Origin of the sequence: Paenarthrobacter sp. NPDC089988 (assembly GCF_044748465.1) — a bacterium.
In the GTDB taxonomy this organism is placed as follows: Bacteria; Actinomycetota; Actinomycetes; order Actinomycetales; family Micrococcaceae; genus Arthrobacter.
Map to the genome: position 1 here is coordinate 49,056 of NZ_JBIVGD010000018.1, position 21,104 is coordinate 70,159.

General features: G+C 62.5%; 20 protein-coding genes. 12 read left to right on the plus strand and 8 right to left on the minus strand.

What is annotated here, in order from left to right; genetic code table 11:
- Positions 1-21: 21 nt before the first annotated feature.
- The 5 genes from ACIPV6_RS18875 to ACIPV6_RS18895 are packed head-to-tail and all read right to left on the minus strand — an operon-like array spanning position 22 to position 7,088.
- A complete protein-coding gene (locus ACIPV6_RS18875) occupies positions 22-402 on the minus strand; it encodes a hypothetical protein (RefSeq protein WP_400272351.1) in 381 nt (126 codons plus the stop codon).
- Positions 392-4,369, minus strand: a complete 3,978-nt coding sequence (gene eccCa / locus ACIPV6_RS18880; RefSeq protein ID WP_400272352.1) for a type VII secretion protein EccCa — start codon at positions 4,367-4,369, stop codon at positions 392-394. The genes ACIPV6_RS18875 and eccCa overlap by 11 nt, the downstream gene beginning before the upstream one ends.
- A gap of 4 nt (positions 4,370-4,373) precedes the next feature.
- Complete coding sequence (locus ACIPV6_RS18885; protein WP_400272353.1) at positions 4,374-5,474, minus strand: hypothetical protein; 1,101 nt, start codon at positions 5,472-5,474, stop codon at positions 4,374-4,376.
- The gene (locus ACIPV6_RS18890; RefSeq protein WP_400272354.1) at positions 5,467-6,822 is read right to left on the minus strand and encodes an EsaB/YukD family protein; all 1,356 of its coding nucleotides are present in this window, start codon (positions 6,820-6,822) and stop codon (positions 5,467-5,469) included. Before ACIPV6_RS18890 ends, ACIPV6_RS18885 begins: the two co-directional genes overlap by 8 nt.
- Positions 6,819-7,088 (minus strand): hypothetical protein, encoded by a 270-nt coding sequence (locus ACIPV6_RS18895; RefSeq protein ID WP_400272355.1) that lies wholly within the window; start codon positions 7,086-7,088, stop codon positions 6,819-6,821. The genes ACIPV6_RS18890 and ACIPV6_RS18895 overlap by 4 nt, the downstream gene beginning before the upstream one ends.
- A 258-nt stretch (positions 7,089-7,346) precedes the next feature.
- Here ACIPV6_RS18895 and ACIPV6_RS18900 point away from each other — a divergent pair, with 258 nt between their 5' ends.
- The 10 genes from ACIPV6_RS18900 (at position 7,347) to ACIPV6_RS18945 (ending at position 15,750) form a co-directional block, all read left to right on the plus strand.
- A complete protein-coding gene (locus ACIPV6_RS18900; protein WP_400272356.1) occupies positions 7,347-7,685 on the plus strand; it encodes a hypothetical protein in 339 nt (112 codons plus the stop codon).
- 6 nt (positions 7,686-7,691) lie between these two features.
- Positions 7,692-7,991: a pore-forming ESAT-6 family protein gene (locus ACIPV6_RS18905; protein ID WP_400272357.1), complete on the plus strand. Its 300-nt coding sequence runs from the start codon at positions 7,692-7,694 to the stop codon at positions 7,989-7,991.
- 15 nt (positions 7,992-8,006) lie between these two features.
- Complete coding sequence (locus tag ACIPV6_RS18910; protein WP_400272358.1) at positions 8,007-8,378, plus strand: DUF6507 family protein; 372 nt, start codon at positions 8,007-8,009, stop codon at positions 8,376-8,378.
- 5 nt (positions 8,379-8,383) lie between these two features.
- Positions 8,384-10,783 carry a hypothetical protein gene (locus ACIPV6_RS18915; RefSeq protein ID WP_400272359.1) on the plus strand — a complete coding sequence of 800 codons (2,400 nt, stop codon included), beginning with the start codon at positions 8,384-8,386 and terminating at the stop codon, positions 10,781-10,783.
- Positions 10,784-10,787: 4 nt separating this feature from the next.
- Positions 10,788-11,450 (plus strand): hypothetical protein, encoded by a 663-nt coding sequence (locus ACIPV6_RS18920; RefSeq protein WP_400272360.1) that lies wholly within the window; start codon positions 10,788-10,790, stop codon positions 11,448-11,450.
- Positions 11,451-12,207: 757 nt separating this feature from the next.
- The gene (locus ACIPV6_RS18925; RefSeq protein WP_400272361.1) at positions 12,208-12,408 is read left to right on the plus strand and encodes a hypothetical protein; all 201 of its coding nucleotides are present in this window, start codon (positions 12,208-12,210) and stop codon (positions 12,406-12,408) included.
- Between the two features lie 239 nt (positions 12,409-12,647).
- Positions 12,648-12,860 carry a hypothetical protein gene (locus ACIPV6_RS18930; protein ID WP_400272362.1) on the plus strand — a complete coding sequence of 71 codons (213 nt, stop codon included), beginning with the start codon at positions 12,648-12,650 and terminating at the stop codon, positions 12,858-12,860.
- A 264-nt stretch (positions 12,861-13,124) separates the two neighbouring features.
- Complete coding sequence (locus ACIPV6_RS18935) at positions 13,125-13,730, plus strand: hypothetical protein (protein ID WP_400272363.1); 606 nt, start codon at positions 13,125-13,127, stop codon at positions 13,728-13,730.
- Between the two features lie 426 nt (positions 13,731-14,156).
- Positions 14,157-14,819 carry a hypothetical protein gene (locus ACIPV6_RS18940; protein ID WP_400272364.1) on the plus strand — a complete coding sequence of 221 codons (663 nt, stop codon included), beginning with the start codon at positions 14,157-14,159 and terminating at the stop codon, positions 14,817-14,819.
- Positions 14,820-15,018: 199 nt separating this feature from the next.
- Positions 15,019-15,750, plus strand: coding sequence for a DUF72 domain-containing protein (locus ACIPV6_RS18945; RefSeq protein ID WP_400272365.1), 732 nt, complete (start codon positions 15,019-15,021; stop codon positions 15,748-15,750).
- Positions 15,751-15,774: 24 nt separating this feature from the next.
- On the opposite strand, the gene ACIPV6_RS18950 is transcribed toward ACIPV6_RS18945, so the two are convergent.
- Positions 15,775-16,236, minus strand: coding sequence for a GatB/YqeY domain-containing protein (locus tag ACIPV6_RS18950; protein ID WP_397323265.1), 462 nt, complete (start codon positions 16,234-16,236; stop codon positions 15,775-15,777).
- A 33-nt stretch (positions 16,237-16,269) separates the two neighbouring features.
- Complete coding sequence (locus ACIPV6_RS18955) at positions 16,270-17,577, minus strand: NAD(P)/FAD-dependent oxidoreductase (protein ID WP_400272366.1); 1,308 nt, start codon at positions 17,575-17,577, stop codon at positions 16,270-16,272.
- A gap of 149 nt (positions 17,578-17,726) precedes the next feature.
- On the opposite strand from ACIPV6_RS18955, the gene ACIPV6_RS18960 reads away from it, so the two are divergent.
- Complete coding sequence (locus tag ACIPV6_RS18960; RefSeq protein ID WP_400272367.1) at positions 17,727-18,503, plus strand: histidine phosphatase family protein; 777 nt, start codon at positions 17,727-17,729, stop codon at positions 18,501-18,503.
- Positions 18,481-19,404 carry an NAD(P)H-hydrate dehydratase gene (locus tag ACIPV6_RS18965; protein WP_400272368.1) on the plus strand — a complete coding sequence of 308 codons (924 nt, stop codon included), beginning with the start codon at positions 18,481-18,483 and terminating at the stop codon, positions 19,402-19,404. The genes ACIPV6_RS18960 and ACIPV6_RS18965 overlap by 23 nt, the downstream gene beginning before the upstream one ends.
- On the opposite strand, the gene ACIPV6_RS18970 is transcribed toward ACIPV6_RS18965, so the two are convergent.
- Entirely contained in the window at positions 19,401-21,095 is a 1,695-nt protein-coding gene (locus ACIPV6_RS18970; protein ID WP_400272369.1) for a RecQ family ATP-dependent DNA helicase, read from the minus strand. The genes ACIPV6_RS18965 and ACIPV6_RS18970 overlap by 4 nt on opposite strands.
- Between the last annotated feature and the right edge of the window lie 9 nt (positions 21,096-21,104).

Here is a 21,104-nt window from a genome sequence, read left to right on the forward strand (position 1 = left end):
CTGTAAGCAGCGGCGCCGGTTTCACGATCCCCAGTCCGCGTTGATCACCTGCTGGGATTGGGGATCGATCAGCACGCCCTTGGTGCCGATCACGGCGATCATCAGAAAGGCCCGGACCGATTCAGCATCTTCCTTGTCAAGAGGGATGTTGACGTCGGAAACCCAGCCCTGCCCGCCCAACTGCGCGGCTACGTCGTCGCCGAAGAGCCGACGGAGCTCGCTCTGCGGAACCGGGATTGGCTCGGTGATGAGGGCCAAGGCTTCTCCAGCGAGGCTCAGGATCAGGTCCTGGGAATCCTTGGCTTTCTCATAGGTGAACTTGTTCTCGAACTCCCCCGCGGCATAAGCGAAGCGCTCTTTCCGCGGATCTTCTTCGCAGATCAGGTGGAAGTCATAGCTCATGGGTTTGTACCTCGTTGTAGTGGAAAGACTCGTTGTGGTGGAAAGACTGGATGGTGGTTGGTGGGCGACCGGTCCGGACCACCCTTGCCCGGCCGGTTGGCAGGGAAACGGGCCGGACGCCACTGGCCACCGCTCCTTCGCTGCGGTCGCCCGAGAACATGATCACGGGAGCACCGGACGCCCTGGTTCCGGCGATGAAGGTGTCATGGATCAACAGGCTGCTCCCAGTGGTCCTTGTGGTGACCATGGCGTGGTAGCCAATATCCGCTCCGGATGGCAAGTAGCTGGCCAGCGCGTGGAGCGGTTGGTTGCCGGTGGCTACGAGGATGTCATAGTCGTCCACCAGCAGCACGATTCTGGGCTTGCGCAGGGGTTCTTTGGAGCCGTCGCCCAGCCGCTCCTTGGCTTGGTCTGAAAGGTAGACGGCCAGTTCGGAGGCCCGGTGGCTGTTGGCCGCGTACTCGCCCAGATAGTCGTCCGGGATGAACCCCTGCAACTGCTGGCGCGGGTCGAAGACAGCAAACACCAAGTCACGGGGCTTGTGGGTGGCCATCAATTGGGCTGCGGCACTCCGCAGGAGGTTGGTGCGGCCGGTCTCCGGGTCACCCACCACTATGGCTCCCCTGTCCGTGCCGAACAGCTCAAGGTTCTCCGTGCCGCCGTCGAGCTCCCTGACCCCCAGCGCAATGGTGCCTGGCGCCGCGTCATGGTCCCCGGGCAGACCCACCAGGCGGGGCAGGACCCGCACGGGCGCAGCGCTCGTGGAAGCATATTGCCGGAGCGTGCCAGCAAGGGCGGCCAGTTCCTGCCCGGCATTGTCGCGGTCAGGTTCGGTCTCCAACGACGGCAGTGCGAAGTGGCCGATCTTCTTTTCCCTGGTCAATGCCCGGCCCGGGCGATCCGCACTAATACTGCCCGCAAGCCTGCGGTCCATCGAGTCGGCCGGATCGGTCAGGTGCAGTTCAATCCGGTTTCCGAGCAGCGACTGCCGGTTCATCTTGATGTCGGACCAGTTCCGGGCGCTGACAACCACGTGAACGCCCAGAGTGCTGCCACGCATCATGACGTCGTCCACGGCTTCTTCAAGCTCGGGGAACTCCGAGCCCAGGCTGCCGAACCCGTCGATGAAGAGGAAAGCGTCGGTGCAGCTCAGTTCCGGCAACGCTCCCCGGCTCCGCATGGTCCGCATGGCGTGGAGCGAGTCGAGTTTGTGCCGGTCGAAAACGGTTTGCCGGGCGTTGAGCAAGCTTTGGACTTCTTCAACTGTTCGCCGCAGCAGTTCCCGGTTCCCCCTGCCGGCAACACCACTGCAGTGTGGCAACTCGGCCAGTCCCGCCAACGAGTTTCCCAGCAGGTCCACCGCGTAAAGGTTGACCTCCCCCACACTGTGGCTCAGCGCCAGCGACGCCGCGATGGTACGCAGCGCCGTCGACTTCCCGCTTTGCAGGGCGCCAAGGACGGCCAGGTTGCCACCGCGGCCGGCCAGGTCCAAGTGCCACGGCCCCTGCCACTGTCGGGCGGGGTCGTCCAGGATCCCGACGGCGGGGCTCAGGTACCGGGGTTGGGCCAGCCGTGGTCCCGTGGACGTGAGGTCCAAGGACGCACCGATCCCGGACAGGGAGACAGCGAAGGGCAACGGCGGCAACCACACAGGCGGGGTCAAGCGCGGTTGCCCGGCCGCGAAACCCACGACGGCGGAAAGGATGGTTGCGCTGTCAGCGTCACGGGACTCGGAGTGGCCAGGCGATGACGGCGCAGGGGTAGCCACCGCCGGTACGGAAAGCGCCGGGGTTGAGTCACCCGACAAGCGGAATGTACGGACGGGGACAGCCTCGGGAACCAAGCTGCCGGCGTCGTTGTCAGCAGAAGGCAAGGGACCCGAAACGTAAGCTGCGCGGAACCGCTTGAACACCGAGGTATCCACCTTGAGGATGCCATGGCCGGGGGTGCTGGGCAGGTGGTAGGCGTCCGGGACGTCGATGATGGTGCGGCTTTCCATCTCCGAGTTGGTGTGCAGGGCGATCCGGTAGGCCAGGTAGGTGTCCAGGCCGCGCAGCATGCCATGTTCCACTTTCTGCGACGCCAGGAGCAGGTGGATGCCGATGGACCGCCCGATCCTGCCGATGGACAGCAGGAGGTCGATGAAGTCCGCTCGGGCGGTGAGGAGCTCGCCAAACTCATCGATGCACACGAACAGGTAGGGCATCGGCTCCGCGAGCGCAGGGTCGTCGGGATGCCGTTTCCGGGCCTCGCGGTAATCGTTGATGTGTGCGAAGTCGCCGCCGTTCTTCAGCAGCTCCTGCCGACGCTTCACTTCTCCTGCCAGGCTGGAGTAGATCCTGTCGATGAGGCCCGCGTCGCTGACCAGGTTGGTGACAAGCCCAGAGACATGCGGCGCCTGCTCGAAAGGCGCAAAAGTAGCGCCGCCCTTGTAGTCCACCAGGACCATGGTCAGGTCTTCCGGCGGATGCGTCGCGATCAAGGAGAGGACTATGGTCCGCAGCAACTCCGACTTTCCCGAGCCCGTGGCACCCACGCACAGTCCATGCGGTCCCATGCCCTGCCGGGCCGGTTCCTTCAGGTCAAGGTGCACCGGAGTGCCGTCCTCGTCCTCACCGATGGCCACGCGGAGGAAGTCAGCACCCCGTGGCGTCTTCCAGAGGTTCAGCATTTCCCCAACGGTGTAATCGCCCAAGCCCAGGGCTTCGGCGTAGCTCCGCGAGGACCTGTGCTCCCCGAATTCGTGGGACAGTTCGGACAGCCGCAGTGGAGCGAGCGCCCGGGCCACGGAGTCGGCCACCACCGCCGGGACTTTGTCCGCTGTGCCCCGGATGGTCTGGCCCGTGGCCGTCCATTCAAGGGTGACCTCGTCGGGAGTGGCCCGCAGCCGTAGATCCACCCGTTCCGGCTCCTGCTGTTGTTCGGCCAGCAGATGGATCCGGGTGACGGCCAGCCTGGCCGCAGGCATGTCCGACGGCATTCCGGGAAGGGCGGCGGCGTTGTGCCCCGGACGATCCGAGATGACGATCAAACGGGGCAGGGCGTCAGGAGCCACCTGTTGGAAATTGCGTGCTGCACTGTTCATGACGGCCAAGCGGGCGGCCAGGGGACCTTCGAGGAGAACAGCCAGCTCCGCAGGAGTCGACGCCCGGCGCAGCGATCCGCGGTCCTGCAGATGGGGCAGCCACTTGGCCCACTCCCAATCCTCGGCCTCGTTGTTCCCGGCCAGGATGGCCAGCTCAACGTCCTCCGGTGATTGCGCTGACGCGAGGTGGCACAGCAGGCTGCGGCAGATGTCGAGCGCCGTTGCCCTGTCCCCCACGATCGATATTTCAGAGGCCGCGGCCAGTGGCAAGGTCAGGGGCATATCCGGATTGGCGGCGAACCGCCCACGCAGCTGCTCAGCTTCGGACAGCATGAAGGCATCGGGCCGTTCGACGGCGTCTCCGCTGTCCTGGATGGTGATCCTGCGGCGGGGCACGCTTCCCGTTCCAAAGCGGGTCACGAGGAAGTCCGGACTTGTCCGTCGCCGTTCCCACAGCCGGTGTGGGTGGTTCACGACGGCCTGGACAAGTACGTCGGCCCGCGGGTGGGCTGCGTTTGCCCTGGCCCGGGCAGCTTGTTCATCTGCCTCGAAATCACTCCGGCGGCGTCGCAGGTAGTCCATGTACAGCCTGCGCTTGGAAGCCCGTTGCCGGGTGGCCTTGCCGCGCTGCGAGAACATGAGGACCACGGAAGCCAGCACAGTGGCAACCATCATGAGCGCACCGATCCCGGCCAGGGACGAACCACGGAACAACATCATCACTGTGACTGACGTGGCCGCGCCGAGCATGGGTACCAAGGCCAGCAGGTTCATTCCGCCGGCACCGCTGGCCAGCTGGGGAGGTGCATCAATGACCGCGGCTTCGGGCGATTGTTCCGGGAGCGTGGTCCGGGCAGGGCGGTGAACCAGGCGGGTGGTCATGGGGTCACGCCCCGTTCGCGGCCATGAGTGCCCTGCCGGCGAGTTCGGTGGCCGCGACCCTGGTGCGCGCTCCGAGCCCGCCAAGCTGAAGTGTTCCTCCGGCGGAGAGGTGCCGGTCAAAGGGCAGCACACCATCGGCGAGCACACCGCCGTGGCCTTGCCGCGAGTGCACCGTGACGGGCACCTGTTGGACGTCAGGATAGGAGCCCAGCAGGTCCTCCCTCAGCTCCTGCAGCCTTGACGGGTCCGCGTCCGCAGGCGAAACGACCACCACTGCGTGCGCGCTGCCCAGCAGTGCGGCGGCGTGACGTGAGAAAGGCGAGGCGCCGCCGTCGACGATCGTGACGGCCATGAATCGCGAGAGGGTGGCCGAGACGTCGGTCCATTCCTGCAGGCCAATCGGTGCATCAGCCATGGCGGGCACGTCCCCGCGTCCCACCGCGAACACCCTGCTTCCGCTGCTTCCGGCGGCAGCAACGGCATCCGGCAATGTCCTGACGGGTTGGGCCGTGTATTGCCGCATCAAGTCAGACAGCAAGGCCGTTTCCTCAACACCGAGGTACTTCAAGAGACGGCCGTGGAGGTCCGTGGCATCCACGGCCATGACCGGTTCCTGGCGGATGCTACCCAGGAGCTTTGCGAGCAACGCCGTCGCGGTGGATGTGGCAGCTCCCCCGGCCGTTCCCAGGACCACCACCCGGCGCCCGGTGGTGATGGGAGCTTCCACGGCCGAACTCGCCCGGATCAACCGCTCGGACAACGATCCGGAGGTCACGGCATCGGTCACCTCGAAACGAACCCGTTCCCACCAGGTATCGCCGCCTTTTCGGGGCACCTTCGTCGGGCTGGCAGGTGCGGAAGGAGCAACGCCCGACGGCGGCAGCGAACCGGGCGCGGCGAGGGGCGGGAATGAGGGGGCTGCTTTCGCCGCGGCTGATTGCGGCGGCGAAGCCGGGGCGGCTGTTGAGGGGCCGGGTGCGGCGTCTATCGCAAGCCGGTTCGCAGGAGAGCCAGCCATACCCGGAAAGCCGCCCGCCGTCGTCGTGCGTGTTCTTTTGCCGCCCGGTTCCTGGAACGGGAAGCCGGTGCGTGGTTGTTCAGCCAAAGGTATGTCCCAACTGTGTGTAGGCGCCTGAGAGGCCCAGGACCAGCGGCACGGCGGCGAGGATGCAGATCAGTTCAAGGCGCGACGCGACGACGCGAAGACTGGCGGCAGTCTGTTCGCGGACCGTGAGCATCGAAGCAAGCAACACGAGCAGGGCTACCGCCGCCGCAGCGGCCAGCACGAAGGGTTGTTTGGCGGCTACAGCCAAAATATACGCGGCACCCCAGCAACCTCCTGCGGCAGCGACGTAAACACCGGCACGCTGCGCAAACAGCGGGAGCGCCAGGCCGCGGAACGTCAAAGCCCCGAGCAGCGACACCGAGAGGAGGACGGCCCACACTGGCCTGTCCCGCGCCGTCGCCACAACCAGTGCGGCAGTTCCTGCGACGACCGCCGCCGTCAGCGTCCAGCCGGTCAGTGTGGCATGGGCAGCGTGGATGGCATCGAGGGTGGTGTTCCGGGTGATTCGCTTGCCTTGGCGCTGGTCGTCGTCCAGGGCGCCGAGTCCCGTGAGCACTGTTGCCAACCGGGGCGCAATGCCCAGCGCGAAGATTGCCAGGATCCCCACGATCCCGGCGGAGAGGGGTTGGTCCCGCGTCACGAGGCCCAGGACGGCCCACAAACCACCCAGGCCAAGGAGCAATCCCGCGCTGGAGAGGAGCGAAACATATTTTCCTGTCGCCAACGCTCCTGTTGCCATGGCAAGGAACAAGGCCCCTGCGAAGAGCAGCGAACCGGTTGCGAACGGAACCACGATTGAGCTCGTGGCGGCCGCAGTGGCCAGACCGGCCGTCAGCAGGGACAGGCCTCCCGGGGTGGAGCGGGTCCGCCCAAGCACAGCGCCTGCCACCATGAGTGCGGCGGCAATGGCGATGCCGGTCAGGGCTGCCGTGCTATTTCCGATGGAACGAAGCAGCAGTACAAACGAACTGGCCGCCGCAGCCAAGAGCAGGGCGGAGACCGCCGACAAGCCCACGGTCCTCAGCCGCCCCTTCCACAACGCCTGCATGCGTTCCAGCGAGTCCGCGGCAAACGAAGGAACGTCGTACACGTCGGGGGCGGCCGGTACGTCACGCTCATCGCGGAGGTAGAGCACCGAGCCGTCCTGGATTCCAGCCTCGCGAAGAGAACCGGAGCTTTCCAGCGTGGAGCCGAGGCTGGTTGTGAGGACCGAGGTGGTCACCACCTGCAGGCTTCCGGGCAATTGCTGGTTTTCAGCATCCCTGGGGTCCGCCATCATGGCGATGATCTGCGGCAACAGGGTTGCTATGGGTTCATCCGAGGGAAGTCTCAGGTCCAAGTGACGGTGCGCGGCCATCACCGTCACCCTGCTGAGGGCGGTGCTCATACGGTCCCTTCGGTCATGGTCACGGCTGTAGCTGAGGACGCCGGAGGCTGTTGGGCTGCTTGCTCGCTGAGGAGGTGCTGGACGAAGCTGAAGCCGACGCAAACGGCCGCGATCAGCGCGGCAATCAGTAGCGACTGCATCAGCCTGGCGGTAGCGGACTTGTAGGTGCGTTCCTGCGGGTTCTGCCCGAACAACAGCGCGTCATCGAGCCTGTGCTTGCGCACGCGTGCAGACTCCAGCAGACGGGAATCGTAGTCTTCAGCCAAGTGCACTCCCCCATTCGGGCATCCTCGCGGCCACCGCTCAGCTGCGGTGCCACAGCCCTTAAACCTATCCCGCCATTGATCCGCCAGCGCAAGTCAAGGCAACCCGGGCTGTGGAAATCCAGCCGTATGACTATTAAGTCATCATGTTTATGGATGATGTTTACTTCATCGACTGGACATAAACAACGCTTGTCACCATGCTGGTTAAGGTCGTCCGCTGGTTCAGCGGAACAGAACTGTCTTCAATTGGGGGACCTCATGGCTATTTTCGATATGGGTGCGCAGACACTCGCCACCCTGGGTAAGCAAACGGATGCTTCGCACCAGGACCTCGGTGCGTTGGTGCGCCGGTTCGTGGACGCCGTCACCCCGCTGGAAGGAAAGTTCAGCGGCGCAGGCAAGGCCGCGTTCGACTCCTTCAAGAACCGCTCCGACCTGGTCGCCTCGGAGTTGAACACCGCACTGGGTGCGATCGTGCAGGGCCAGTCCGGGATGGACACCGCCTTCACCCAAGGCGACATCGCCGCCTCCGATACGGCCCGCCGCTCGGAGGGCTCCGCGAACTTCGACGCCGCACGCTTCCAGGGAAGGGCCTAAGCCATCATGAGCCGCATTGCCTACGACACGAACGTCTCCGCCCAGGTCCAGTCCGACATCCAGGCTTTGGCTGCGCAGTTGGAGAACCTCATCACCGCCCGGCAGCAGGACGTGAACCACGCTATGGCCGACTTCCGCGCCGACGGCGTCGACGCCGAATACCAGGCAGTCGAAGCCCGCTGGACCTCTGCCGCCTCCGAAGTACGGGCCATCGTTGCGCTGGTCCGCTCCACCCTCGCCCAGACCGACGAGACCGCCACCACCGCTGCGACCGCCGCACGGAACGCCGTGCAAGGCATCGGCTGACCCACCGGATTTCTGATGGCTGTCTGGAACATCGACACGGCCGGCGCCGCCTCAACACTGAAGGCAGCCGCCTCCCACGTCGAAGCTTCGCAACCCTCGCTGGAGGGGATGGGCAAAGCACTCGAGCAGGCCGCTGCGTCGATCCCAGGTGACGCTGCAGTGGTCCTCAATGCACTCAACGACGTAGTGGTCCTCGGGCTTACACCGTCCGCCGGAGAAGTGGTGGGCCGGTCCGAGACCATCCTTACGTCCACCGCCAAGGCCCTGGCCTTCTACCAGCAAGGGGACCTGGCCATGGCCAGCGCTGCACAACGCAACGCCGCCTTGGCCGAGACCACCGCACCCGCTCCCGTGCACGGCGGTCCGGTGCCGGCGTTGAAGGAATAGGACAGATGGCTCTAACCCCTGAAGTGTGCGTCCAGACAGGCTCCTCCGGGCTGGATCCTTCCGGAGGCTTTCGTCTCCCGGATGTTGATTCGCTCGATACCGCGTCCAAGTCACTGCGTCAGCACGCAGACGACTACCTTGTCAGTTTCACCAACACCACGGCAGCGTGGCGGGGACTCTCGGCCCATTACATCGCCGATGAATCCGCCACTGTGCTGTCGGCGTTCGACCACCTGACTCCGACCGCGCAGCGGGTACAAAGCACTGCGAGCTCCACAGCCGCAGCACTCGAGACCTTCTCCGGCGTCTGCAGGGATTTGAAGCTGCGTTTGGAGGCCTACGGCCGGGCCGTGCACGCCCTGGACGCCGACATCGACGCGTTCCCAACGTCTGTTGAAAAAACGACCATTACCCAGGGTGGTCAGCAAATTACCACTCACGAGCAGCGACACTGGACTGGTGACTCAGACCTCACAACGCGACGAAATCGGTTGTCTTCCGACGTCGAGGTCATCCGCTCTGAGTACTTCGCCGCCCAGAACACTTGCGCAGCGTCCTTGGCTGAAGTCTCGGGCGGACAGGTTCACCGGGTGGACCTCCCCGAGGAGTCCGACCTTCGGTCCGGAAGCGTGGTGGATGAAATCCTCTACGACGCAGGTTCGTTTTTTGGAATCCAACATGACGAGCAACGTCCCTGGGGTAATAAAACCGTCGTGTACCGGCCTCACGATGTCCTGGGACTGATGCAGGGCATCGGTGCAGGCGCAGTCGAACTGGTCGACGGCGTCTGGTCGTTCAATCCATGGACCAACGAAGACAAACGTGATGCTACCTATGGCGGCATAAATGCCATGGCTGGGGCAGCGGGGACCCTGATCGCCTCGCTCTGGCACTTGGACGATAAGGAATACCAAAAGCGCGAGGGTCAAAAGATCCGGGAAGCACAAGACCTTTTTGGTTCCCTTCCTTCCGCGTTCATCCATCTCAAGGATGGTGAAACCAACGTCGGTTGGGCCATCGGCGGTGCCACTTTCAACATCGGCAGCACGGTTATCGGCGTCGGGGCCGGCGCAGCGGTGAAGGGCGGGACTTTGGCCAGCAAGGCAGGGCTCGCTGCCGAACACCTGAGCATCGCGACGATGGACAGTGCACGCTTGGCGGCCTTTTCTGCCAGGCTGAGTGCCACGTCCAGCGTGCTCCTCAAGACCGGCCAATTCCTCGACAAGCCCGGATCCCTGGCTCTGAAAGTCTCCGACATCCTTGCCCCCAACACCACTGCGAAGGTCCAGGGAGCGCTTACCAAGGCCAGCGTGGGTAGTTGGAACCTTGTCACCAAGGCGCAGGACGGATTGGTCTCCGGTGTGAAGAACACGGCCGCCAACAGCCTTTCTGGCGCTGCCCACGGTCTCCGGAGAATGGACGAGGCCTTCTCCGCAGCGGTGATTCCCAATCCCGACGGCGTCCTGATGCGCACCGGCGGCCACACCGCATTGGCCGACAGGCTGGACAGCATCGCGGGTTCAATCAAGGAGAACCACCAGCCCGCGTTCACCCCGCCAAGGACATCCGGGACCCACGCACCCGCAAGTACATTCACCTCCACCATGGAGACGAAGTTCCCTAAGCCAGAGCACATCACCGAGACCGTGACCTTGCGGCACGGCGATATCGAATTCCCCATCCACCGCAAGGAAAACTTCGCCGCTCGCACCAACCTCAAGCCCAACACCGAGTACGTCATTGAAAACCGGCGTCTGATGAAGGACAACACCGGCGAAGTCAACACCGCAACCATCGAGAAGTACTACACCGACGAAACCGGCAAAGTGACCAGGGTGGACACCTACGCGGGCGTGAAACGCGCGTGGTCACCCGAACTAATGAAGCCTATGCCGAACGTGACCTACAACGTTGTTGCCGAAGTCGACGGCGGCTTACAAAACACCTTCACACTCGTCATGGATCAAAACGCCCATCTTGCCTCGGCAAAGGGCCACATCGTCTCCACGCTCGCCGGGAACTCCAACCGCAACGGCTACCAGCAACTCAAGGCCGGTCGGTTGGGCGGCCCAGGCTACGACGGCGGCCACGCCAGTCCCTCAGCCCTCGGCTTCATCGGAGAAAAGGCGGGCCTCTTCCCCCAGCATGAGTGGCAGAACCGGATCAAAGGCACACCCAATGAGATCAATGAAAGCAACAACTTCCATAAGGCCGAGATGAAGGTCATCACCGAAGTGAAACGCCAACTGCTGTCCGGCGAGCCAGTGGACCTCACATGGGAACTGAAACTCGAACCGGGCCCTAGGATTGGCGTACCAGGACGCACACGGTTGCAATACACCTTCGCCGGACAACGATCCATCTCCGGTAGATTCAACAACCTTTCCGAGCCCGAAGTAGGCTAAAGTGGTGGATTCTTTGAGAATTAATTCCGATCCGTTTGTCGTTGCGGGCCTTGAGCGCTTGGCGGATGAAGCTTTCGGTTCCTCAGGTTTTGCCCTCGGGACGGATGAGGTAGTCCACGTTTTGGTTCATTACCGGACACACACGTTTGGTTACGGTCATGTGGTTACTGAAGGTAAGACGACATACAAAAACAACAGCTTCGACGAGGATTTTTCGACTCAAGCACTCGACGATTGGCTGGATGAGTGTCGAACGAGGGCCTACTTTCCCGGTATTGGAACCTGGACAACAGCAGAAGTTCATGTGTTCCCGAGTCAACCCGGACGACTGCACATCTTCGATGAGGAACACCTTGAGAGGATGACCAACGGACGCTGGTATCCGGGTGGTGAACCGGCAGATGCCGCCACTTGGGCCCAACAACTCCTCGCCTACCCGCGAACCGTGGACAATATCCCTTCGTGGATGTGGGACATCTTCCGCGCGGAGGGCGTGACTCCCCCGATCTATAACCCGGAATTCAAGTCCGTTGACTGGAAAAACCGGCGACGCCCCGTCACTGACCGCGGCACCGACTTCTCCATCGAACCAACAGTCATCGACCCGTCCCTTGAACCCGGCGTCTTGTCACGAATCGGCAAGAAGCTCTTCGGCAGCCGCTCCTGAGGGGCGAAACCCGACCCATACAAACTCTGCACGTTTCGGCATCCTTGGCGGATGCGAAATGTGGCATAGCCGCGGGGTCGGCGATCCCATCGATCAGGTCCGTTTCGGAAAGATCGAACCTGACATCTTCAAACAAGTGAAGCAGCGCCTTGCAGCTGGCAAACGGTAGATTTGGACTGGGAAATGGGAGTGACTCCAAGTCCAACCCCGGGTCTACCACCTCGATTGACGCTTGACCATCGTTTCGGTGGCGGTCCGCTAAAGACGCAAAGATTCAACAATCTTCCGAGGGATTAGTGACAACGTGAGAAGCAGCGCGGTGGTTGTTAGCCCCTTTGTTGCCGAAGGCTTAGAGCATTTACAGGCTGAGGCTTTCAGGGAAGGCGGCCCTGGCGATAAGGCCCAGGAGCTCGTGAGCACCTCGGTGATCCAGCAGAGTATGTCGCGGAGATGCGAAGACGTTCGGCGCGGCTCACAATGGGATTTCTTGGACTTCTCCAATCGTTTCTCCACAGAAACGATTGATGACTGGCTACTTGAAGTCCGGTCGCGTTGCTACTCCCCGGGCGTCGGCACATGGGTGAGCCATAGTGTCTTTCTCTATCCGGATGCCCCTGGTCGTCTTGAAGTCTTTGACGAAGAGATACTCACGGATGGACTCTTTGCTGCGTCGGGATGGAATGATCCATCGGACGCTGACACGCTGAGATCAGAGCTACTCGCATTCCCAAGGACGGTAGACAACATTCCTCAGTGGATGTGGACCGTATTCAGGGCGGAAGGTGTCACCACGCCTATTTACAACCCCGAACTCAAGACCGTGGACTACTACAACAGGCGACGCCCCGTCACTGACCGCGGCACCGAGTTCTCCGTCGAACCCACCGTCATTGATCCGTCTTTGGAATCCGGTGTCCTGCCACGAATCGGCAAGAAGCTCTTCCGCACCCGCTTTTGATGGGCGAAACCCGGCACACAAGAAGTCTGCACGTGTCGGCATCCTAGGCCGTGCGAATCCACTTGGACTAAGGGTTAGTACAGGCAAAGTGACCAGGGAGGACACCTACGCGGGCGTAATAAATGCGTGGTCGCCGGAATTGATGAAGCCCATGCCGAACGTGACCTACAACGTTGTTGCCGAAGTCGACGGCGGCTTACAAAACACCTTCACACTCGTCATGGATCAAAACGCCCATCTTGCATCGGCAATGGACCACATCGTCTCCACTCGCCGGGAACTCCAACCGCAACGGCTACCAGCAGATCAAGACCGGTCGGCTGGGCGGCCCAGGCTACGACGGCGGCCACGCGAGCCCCTCCGCCCTCGGCTTCATCGGCGAAAAGGCGGGCCTCTTCCCCACCACGAATGGCAAAACCGCGGCAAGGGCGTCCCGAACGATTCGAAATTGAACAACTTTCATGTCCCAGAGATGTCCGATATTCGCGAAGTAAGAGACCGCTTGGAGACTGGCCACGGTGTCGACCTCACGTGGGAGATGGAACTTGTAAACGGAAAGGCACCCGCAGTCCCCTCCGCCGCTAAACTGACATACTATTTCGACCCAGCACATAGATTCATACGCCAGTTCAACAACACGAATACTAAGAGGTAGGCCCAAGATGACCCGCTACCCGGTAGCCTCCGACCCCATTGTCGTTGAAGGTCTGCGACGCTTGACAGATGAGGCCTTCGGCGATGGTGGGTTCGCGGCGGACGCGAACGAGGTTAGCCGCATTCTTGTATTCCGCGGTTCGGACACCTTGGGCTGGGGCTGGATTGAATCGGCCAACGGCAAGCGCGGCATGGGATCCGGCCACGAAGACTTCTCAAACGAAGCGATGAATGTGTGGTTGGCAGAGCTCCGCGAAAGATCCTACAGCCCTGGCAAAGGCACTTGGTCAACAGCTGAGATTGGAGTCTATTCGGACAAGCCAGGTGAATTAGAGGTCTTCGACGAAGAACACCTCCAAACTATGCCAGGTGGTGGCTGGTTTCCGGGCGGCGAGCCAGCCGACGCCGATTCTTGGGCTGAACATCTGCTTGCGTTTCCAAGAACAGTCGACCACATACCACTCTGGATGTGGGACATTTTCAGGTCCGAGGGCGTGACTCCCCCGATCTATAACCCGGAATTCAAGTCGGTTGACTGGAAGAACCGGCGCCGCCCCGTCACTGACCACGGCACTGACTTCTCCGTCGAACCCACCGTCATCGATCCCGCTCTGGAGCCCGGTGTCTTGTCGCGAATCGGCAAGAAACTCTTCGGCACCCGCTCCTGAGGGGCGAAACCCGACACATACAAACTCTGCACGTCTCGGCACCCTTGACCGATACGAGTCCGCATGGACTTAGGGGTTAGTGCAAGAACAGTGACTAATGTCGACACGTATGCGGGCATGAAACGCCTGCAACGTCGTTGCCGAAGCCATCGGCGAGAAACCCGGGCTGTTCCCCAGCATGAATGCCAGAACCGGATCAAAGGCACACCCGACACAGCGAATTTCCATGAGAGTGAGATGTACGTAATCCGCCGAGTCAAGTCGACAATGGAGGCCGGAAGCCCGGTCGATTTACACTGGTCCTTAGACTTGTTAGAGCCCGTTAGGACCGGCCTGCCCGAGAGGGCCAAACTGAAATTCTACTTCGGCAGCGAAAAACCGTATGAGAGAATTTTCAATAATGTTGCCGATGAAAAGTAGGAACTAGTGGCCCAGACCGATATGAGCAATGACCCTTTTGTCCAGTCCGGCCTGCGGCAACTAGGCAATGAAGCTTTTGGTCCCAATGGCTTTGCAACCGGAATGGAAGAAGTTGTCCATATTCTAATTCATCGAGGATCCAACACCCTCGGATATGGGCATATGATTTTTGGCAATAAAGTAATTTTCACAGGCAGAACGGACTCGGATGGTTTCTCGGACGCTGCCCTCAATGTATGGCTTGATGAATGCCGCATAAGAGCTTATTCGATTGGCGCAGGAACCTGGACGACGGCGGAAGTTCATGTATATCCCGACAGGCCGGGAATTCTGGATCTGTACGATGAAGAACGAGTTGAAAGGGATGCCCAGGGACACTGGCCACCGGGTGGTGAGCCAGCTGGAGCGCAGGCATGGGCCCAACAACTCCTCGCCTACCCGCGAACCGTGGACAACATCCCTTCGTGGATGTGGGACATCTTTCGCGCGGAGGGCGTGACGCCGCCGATCTACAACCCGGAATTCAAGTCCGTTGATTGGAAGAACCGGCGCCGTCCTGTCACTGACCGCGGCACGGACTTCTCCGTCGAACCAACAATTATCGATCCGTCCCTGGAATCCGGAGTCTTGTCACGGATTGGCAAGAAATTGTTCGGCAGCCGCTCCTGAGGGCGCGAAACCCGTCACATACAAACTCTGCACGTCTCGGCACCCTTGACTGATACGAGTCCGCATGGGCTTCGGGGTTAGTGGAAGAACAGCGACTAGTGTCGACACGTATGCGGGCGTAAAGGAGGCACCAGCACCAGCACCAAACGAGCAAAGACAAACTGTGGATAAACCACGAAGAGCCACTACCATCCAAACCATGGCCATCCACATCGGCACTTCCGGCTGGAGCTACGACCATTGGACCAACGTGCTCTACCCGCCGGGGCTGCCTACAGCCAAGCGGCTGCAAGCCTATGTGGAGCGGTTCAGCACAGTCGAGCTGAACGCCAGCTTCTACCGTTGGCCAAGGGACACCACGTTTGCAGGTTGGCGCGACCGGCTTCCACCCGGCTTCGCCATGTCCGTGAAGGCACCCCGGGGTCTCACCCACGGCAAGAAGCTCTACGCTCCGGAGGTCTGGCTGGAACGGATCGCTCGGTGCTGGCACGAGTTGGGTGACAAACGGGCGGTCCTGCTCGCCCAGCTCCCGCCGGACTTCGCCCGCGACGACGCGCGGCTCGACTACTTCCTCACAGCCGTTCCCCACTGGATCCGGGTGTCCGTGGAATTCAGGCATGAGTCCTGGAACCATCCTGACGTTTATGCGATCCTGGAGCGCCATCAGGCCGCCTACTGCATCATGAGCGGCGCAAACCTGCCGTGCATCCTGAATGCCACGGCGCCGTTCGTCTACATCCGCCTGCACGGACCGGACCATCAGCACCTCTATGGCGGCTCCTATTCGGGTGATGACATGCACTGGTGGGCAGACCGGATCCGTGAGTGGACCGGCACCGGCAGGGATGTGTTCGCGTACTTCAATAACGACGGCGGTGGGAACGCCGTGCGGAATGCTGACACGCTGCGGGGACTGCTTGGCGCCGGTTGACGCTCAGCAGCCCCGCGCACGTCATCAGGACAGGCGGGAACGCACGATTTCGCTGACGGTCTTGCCGTCGAAACGACCCGCGACCTTGGCCGTCACGGGCTTCATCACAGCCCCGAGGGACCGCATGGAAAGTTCCTGTCCGTCCGCTTTCAGTGCCGCGATCTCCCCATCAACAATCGCCTCGACTTCGTCGCGCGTGAGCGGCTTGGGAAGGTAGGCCTCGATGATCTCGGCCTCGGCGACTTCGGCAGCAGCACGGTCATTCTCTCCGGCTTCCGTGTAGATTTTGGCCGTGTCGCGGCGCTTGGCGGCTTCCTTCTGAAGCAGCGCCGTCACCTGCGTATCGTCCAGGTCCACGGGGGTCTTACCGGACTTCTCACGCGTGGTGATCTCGCCCAGCACATTGCGGACAGTGGTCAGCGCGGTCTTGTTGCCGGCTTTCATGTGTTCAACGACGTCTGCTTTGAGACGATCCTTCAGTGACATGGTGCTCCTCGCTCGGGGTTCTCCCCCAGCCTATTACCCGGTGGACCCCGACCCTTCCGAACCAGAGACCCCAGACGAACCAGAAGCATCAGGCTCCTTGTCCACCGGCCCACTGACCACCACCTGCGCGGGACTGTGAAGGACATACCCGTTGAGCCAGGAAAACAGTGCGCGGGCTTTCTGCTGCAGGCCGGACAACAGCGCCAGGTGCACCAGCAACCAGGACAGGAAGGCGAAGGTGCCCTGCAACTGCAGACGCTTACGGCCAAGCTCGGCCACCGCTGCGCCGCGTCCCACCATTGCCATGTAGCCCTTGTCTACGTAATGGAAAGGCTTGCGGGTGCCACCGTTCAGGTCCGCAAGCACGTTTCCTGCTGCCCATTTGCCCGCTTGTTGGGCCACCGAACCCAGTTGGGGCAGCTTGTTCCCGGCAGCGTCGGTGATGTTGGCGGCGTCGCCGAGCACATACACACCATCAACGTCTGGCGCGGTCAGGTCCGGACGGACGTCAATCCGCCCGCCCCTCCCCTGTGCAAGGCCCGAGCCGGAGATGAGGTCGCCGGCCTTCAAGCCGCCGGCCCACACCACGATCTGCGCGGGAATGAACGTGCCATCGGCCAGTGAGACGCCATCTGCCCGGACTTCCGTCACACCGACACCCATGTGCAGTTGAACCCCCACCTTCCCCAGATGGTCGGCCGCGTAGTCCTGTGATTTCTTCGAGAATGCGTTCAGGACCACCGGAACCATGTCCACAAGGTGCACCCGGCAACGGGCTGCCAGTTCAGGCGAGAAATACTTCCGGACCACGTACTTGACGTTCTCGGCCATCGCCCCGGCTGTTTCCACGCCAGTGGGCCCTCCGCCCACAACCACCACGTCCACCATGCCCTCGGAGCCACGGTCGGCCTTGTCCAGGAGGCGGGTGAGCCCTGTGCCTAGTTTCGTGGCGTCAGTGACGGAGTAGAGCGGGTAGGCGTACTGCTCGGCCCCGGGGGTGTTGAAGAAATTGGGAACAGCGCCAACGGCGAGAACCAGGATCCGAGCTTCGAAGGTCCGGCCGTCCTCGATGGTCACGGTTTTCCCGGCGGTATCTACGGACGCGACTTTGGCTGTCAGGACCTTGACGCTCTTGAAGCGACGGAACACGGAGCGCAACGGACGCGCAATGGCCGAGACGCCGATCTGCGAGGTGGCCACTTGGTAAAGCAAAGGCTGAAACTGATGGTAGTTGTTTGAGTCGATCAGCAGGACCCTTACGCCCTTGCGCCCCAGCTCCTTGGCTGCCGCAACGCCAGCAAATCCGCCACCAACCACAATGACTTGGTATGTGTCGTCCATTCCAGCAACTTACTTCACCACGCGCGGCGGCAACAGGCCTTGACGCCCGACGGCGGCAGGTCGCCGTCGGGCGTTTGACTCCAGCATCATTGGGTACTGGGCGAATAGGTTTCTGCTTTCGGCCAAGCAAACAGACGGGGTGGTGCCGGATGAACGACGACGGACTGACAGATGCGGTGCAGGAAGCGGGCGCCGTGGAGCTGCTGCTGATCAGGCACGGCGAGAGCGAGGGCAACGTGGCCGCCACCGAGGCCCGCGAAGCCGGCCGGGAGGTCATCGATGTCCCTGCTCGCGACGCGGACGTGAACCTCTCGGGCACCGGGCAGGAGCAGGCCAAGGCACTCGGGACCGCCTTGGCAAAAATACCGGAAGAGTCCCGGCCGGACGCAGTGGTGTCCTCACCCTATGCAAGGGCCAGGCAAACCGCGGACATAGCCTGCGAGGCGGCAGGCTGGCAAGCAAACATCCTCACTGACGAGCGGCTTCGGGATCGCGAATTGGGCATCCTGGACCGGCTGACCAGCCGTGGTGTCCGGGCGCGGTTCCCCGAGGAAGCGGAGCGCAGGCTGTGGTTGGGGAAGCTGTACTACCGGCCGCCCGGGGGCGAGTCCTGGGCTGATGTAGCGCTGAGGCTGCGTTCCGTGCTCGCTGAACTCAGCACCCTGAACAGTGGACGCCGCGTCATGCTGGTGTGCCACGACGCCGTGATCCTGCTGGTTCGCTACGTGTTGGAAGGGATGTCCGAGGAGGAGATCCTGGACCTGGCGTCAACCACCTCGGTGCTGAACGCCTCCATCACAAGGTACGTCCGGCCGTCAGGCGCCGGCCCGTGGACCTTGGAGAGCGTTAACGTGGCGGACCACCTCACGGAGCAGGGAGTCACCGTAACCGAGCATGCCGGGGATGCCAGTGTCCATCCACAGTGAAACTCCCATACCCGTCACGCCGTCACTGCTGCGTGACTGGCCGCTGCCGGCGCCAGGCGAAGACAAGTATTCGCGCGGCGCGGTGCTGGTGATAGGCGGTTCGCGTTCGACGCCGGGGGCTGCTTTGCTCGCGGGGATCGCTGCCCTCCGGGCCGGTGCCGGCAAATTGACCTTGGCGGTTCCCGAATCGGTGGCCGTCCAGCTGGGGGTTGCTTTGCCGGAGTGCGGGGCGGTGGGTTTGCCGGAAAATGGCGAGGGCTCCATGACAGGCGAAGGACTTGACCGAATTTCCTCGTACCTGGACCGATCGGACGCCATCCTGGTCGGGCCCGGCCTGGACAACCTTGGGCTGACGGAGCAACTGCTGGCCGCCCTCCTTGACCGGGAGGAATCAGCCGGTGCGGAGCGCCCGGGCGGCGGTCCCGCCGTCGTACTGGACGCTTACGCGCTGGCCTCGGTTACCAAGCTCGAGGACCGACTGGATCCGTGGCGCGGCAGGCTGATCCTCACTCCCAATCCCACGGAGGCAGGAATCCTGCTCGGCCGCGACGCCAAAGACTTGCAGGAGGACGTAGCCGACGTGGCGCGGAGGTTCGACGCGGTGGTCAGCTGCCAGGGTTTCATTGCAGCTCCCCGAGGCGTCAAACAGGACGACTCCGAACTATGGAAGATCACCACGGGATATGGCGGATTGGGTACCTCCGGCAGCGGCGATGTGCTGGCCGGAGCGATTGCCGGCCTTCGCGCACGCGGAACCAGCCATGCCCAGGCAGCCTGCTGGGGAACGCACCTTCATGCAGCTGCCGCGGACCGCTTGGCAAGCAAGCTTGGTCCCCTCGGATACCTCGCACGCGAACTCGCCGACCAACTCCCTGCATTGATGCTCGAATTGAATACCTAAGCCGGTTTCAGGAGTTCATTCTCCACAACAGCCGAGCGGGAAAGGGTCTTATAGCCCTCGCGTTCGAACAGCACGGTGATGACGTCATCCTCATAGCGCATGACAAGCCCTGGACCCCATTCTTTGTGAACCACCGAGGACTGCAGCGGGAAGGGACCATCCGAAGGTGACCCACCGCCGTCGTGCGCTCCTGAATCAGCGAGCGGCGCTTCGGCGCGCCGGGCCGCCTCCGCGCAAGCGTCGCAATTCCCGCACGGTTCCGGGAGTTCCTCGCCGAAGTACCCCAGGAGGAGCTGCCTGCGGCACCCATCGGTCTCCGCATACGCGCGCATCATGGTGAGGCGGGATTCGTCGACGCGCTGCCTCGCCTCAGCGAGCTCAACAGCGTGGTTCACCACTGCGGGAAGCTTGGCCTTCGAAACAAGCCTGACACCGCGCCTCCCGACCCGCACTGCCTTGGATTCCTCCAGCTGGTTCACCAACGCCGTAACACGGCGGGCGTTCAAACCGGTCAACTCGGCGATGGCCGTCTTAGGCGCGGCCCCGCCGGCGTGCTTCACGACCTTCAGTACAGCCAGCAGCGCCTCCTCGTCCGGCGCGTGGGTGCCGAAGAACTTCCGCAGTCCAAGATCCTCGGCGCGGTAGTGCAGCACGGCTTTTGCTGGCCCACCGTCCCGGCCACTGCGGCCAATCTCCTGGTAGTAGGCGTCCAGCGATTCGGGAATGTCCGCATGCACCACAAACCGCACGTTGGGCTTGTCGATGCCCATTCCGAAGGCCGTCGTTGCGACGACAACATCCAGTTCATCCGCCAGGAATTGCTCGTGGATGCGTTCGCGGTCGGAAGCTGAGCGGCCAGCGTGGTAGGCCTCGGCACTCACGCCGGCGTCCGCCAACCTTGCGGCGTACTTCTCAGTGTCCTTGCGCCTGGCCGCATAGAGCAGCCCCTTCTCCCCCGCCCCCGCCAGCCTGGCAACCTGCTCCAGGAGAGCCGACCGCTTGGCTTTGTCGTCCTGGTGACGGACGACGTCCAGGCTGATGTTCGGCCGGTCGAAGCCTCGAACCAGGACCAGGGGGTCCCGCATGTTGAGCCGTTGCACGATCTCGTCCCGAACCGGTGGCGATGCCGTGGCTGTAAGTGCTGCCACAGGAGGGTTCCCCAGCCGCTCCCGGACGCTGCCGAGTTCCAGGTAGTCGGGTCGGAAATCATGGCCCCAAGACGATACGCAATGGGCTTCATCCACCACGAAAACAGAGAGGTCCAGCTTGCCAAGCCTGTCCACAGTGTCCGGTTTAGCCAGTTGTTCGGGGGCCAGGAAGAGGAACGCCGCCCGCCCGGATTCAACGGCGTCCCACGCAGCCTCGACGTCAGAGTCACTGCGGGACGAATTGATGGCCACGGCAGCACCATCACCCAGTTGCTCAGTCAGCGCCTCCCGTTGGTCCTCTTGCAGCGCAATGAGGGGAGAAACCACGACGGCGGGACGTGCAGTCTTGTTCTTGCCCTTGCGTAGGTGGAGGTACCACGCCGCCACTTGGTAGGTGGCTGACTTGCCATAGCCGGTGGGCATGACGGCCAGGACATCACGACCGTCGGTGAGCGCGCCCATGGCATCGAGTTGCCCGTCCCGGAGTTCGGGAAGGCTGAACACCGAGGCGGCGGCGTCGATCAGATATGAGTAGTCCGGCATTGAAGCAGC

Coding starts and splice junctions, on each gene's coding strand:
- ACIPV6_RS18910 (WP_400272358.1), top strand. CDS start 8,007: ATGGCTGTCTGGAACATCGACACGGCCGGCGCCGCCTCAACACTGAAG.
- ACIPV6_RS18915 (WP_400272359.1), top strand. CDS start 8,384: ATGGCTCTAACCCCTGAAGTGTGCGTCCAGACAGGCTCCTCCGGGCTG.
- eccCa (WP_400272352.1), bottom strand. CDS start 4,369: ATGACCACCCGCCTGGTTCACCGCCCTGCCCGGACCACGCTCCCGGAA.
- ACIPV6_RS18890 (WP_400272354.1), bottom strand. CDS start 6,822: ATGAGCACCGCCCTCAGCAGGGTGACGGTGATGGCCGCGCACCGTCAC.
- ACIPV6_RS18955 (WP_400272366.1), bottom strand. CDS start 17,577: ATGGACGACACATACCAAGTCATTGTGGTTGGTGGCGGATTTGCTGGC.
- ACIPV6_RS18875 (WP_400272351.1), bottom strand. CDS start 402: ATGAGCTATGACTTCCACCTGATCTGCGAAGAAGATCCGCGGAAAGAG.
- ACIPV6_RS18900 (WP_400272356.1), top strand. CDS start 7,347: ATGGCTATTTTCGATATGGGTGCGCAGACACTCGCCACCCTGGGTAAG.
- ACIPV6_RS18960 (WP_400272367.1), top strand. CDS start 17,727: ATGAACGACGACGGACTGACAGATGCGGTGCAGGAAGCGGGCGCCGTG.
- ACIPV6_RS18965 (WP_400272368.1), top strand. CDS start 18,481: ATGCCAGTGTCCATCCACAGTGAAACTCCCATACCCGTCACGCCGTCA.
- ACIPV6_RS18905 (WP_400272357.1), top strand. CDS start 7,692: ATGAGCCGCATTGCCTACGACACGAACGTCTCCGCCCAGGTCCAGTCC.
- ACIPV6_RS18925 (WP_400272361.1), top strand. CDS start 12,208: ATGTGGACCGTATTCAGGGCGGAAGGTGTCACCACGCCTATTTACAAC.
- ACIPV6_RS18945 (WP_400272365.1), top strand. CDS start 15,019: ATGGCCATCCACATCGGCACTTCCGGCTGGAGCTACGACCATTGGACC.
- ACIPV6_RS18950 (WP_397323265.1), bottom strand. CDS start 16,236: ATGTCACTGAAGGATCGTCTCAAAGCAGACGTCGTTGAACACATGAAA.
- ACIPV6_RS18970 (WP_400272369.1), bottom strand. CDS start 21,095: ATGCCGGACTACTCATATCTGATCGACGCCGCCGCCTCGGTGTTCAGC.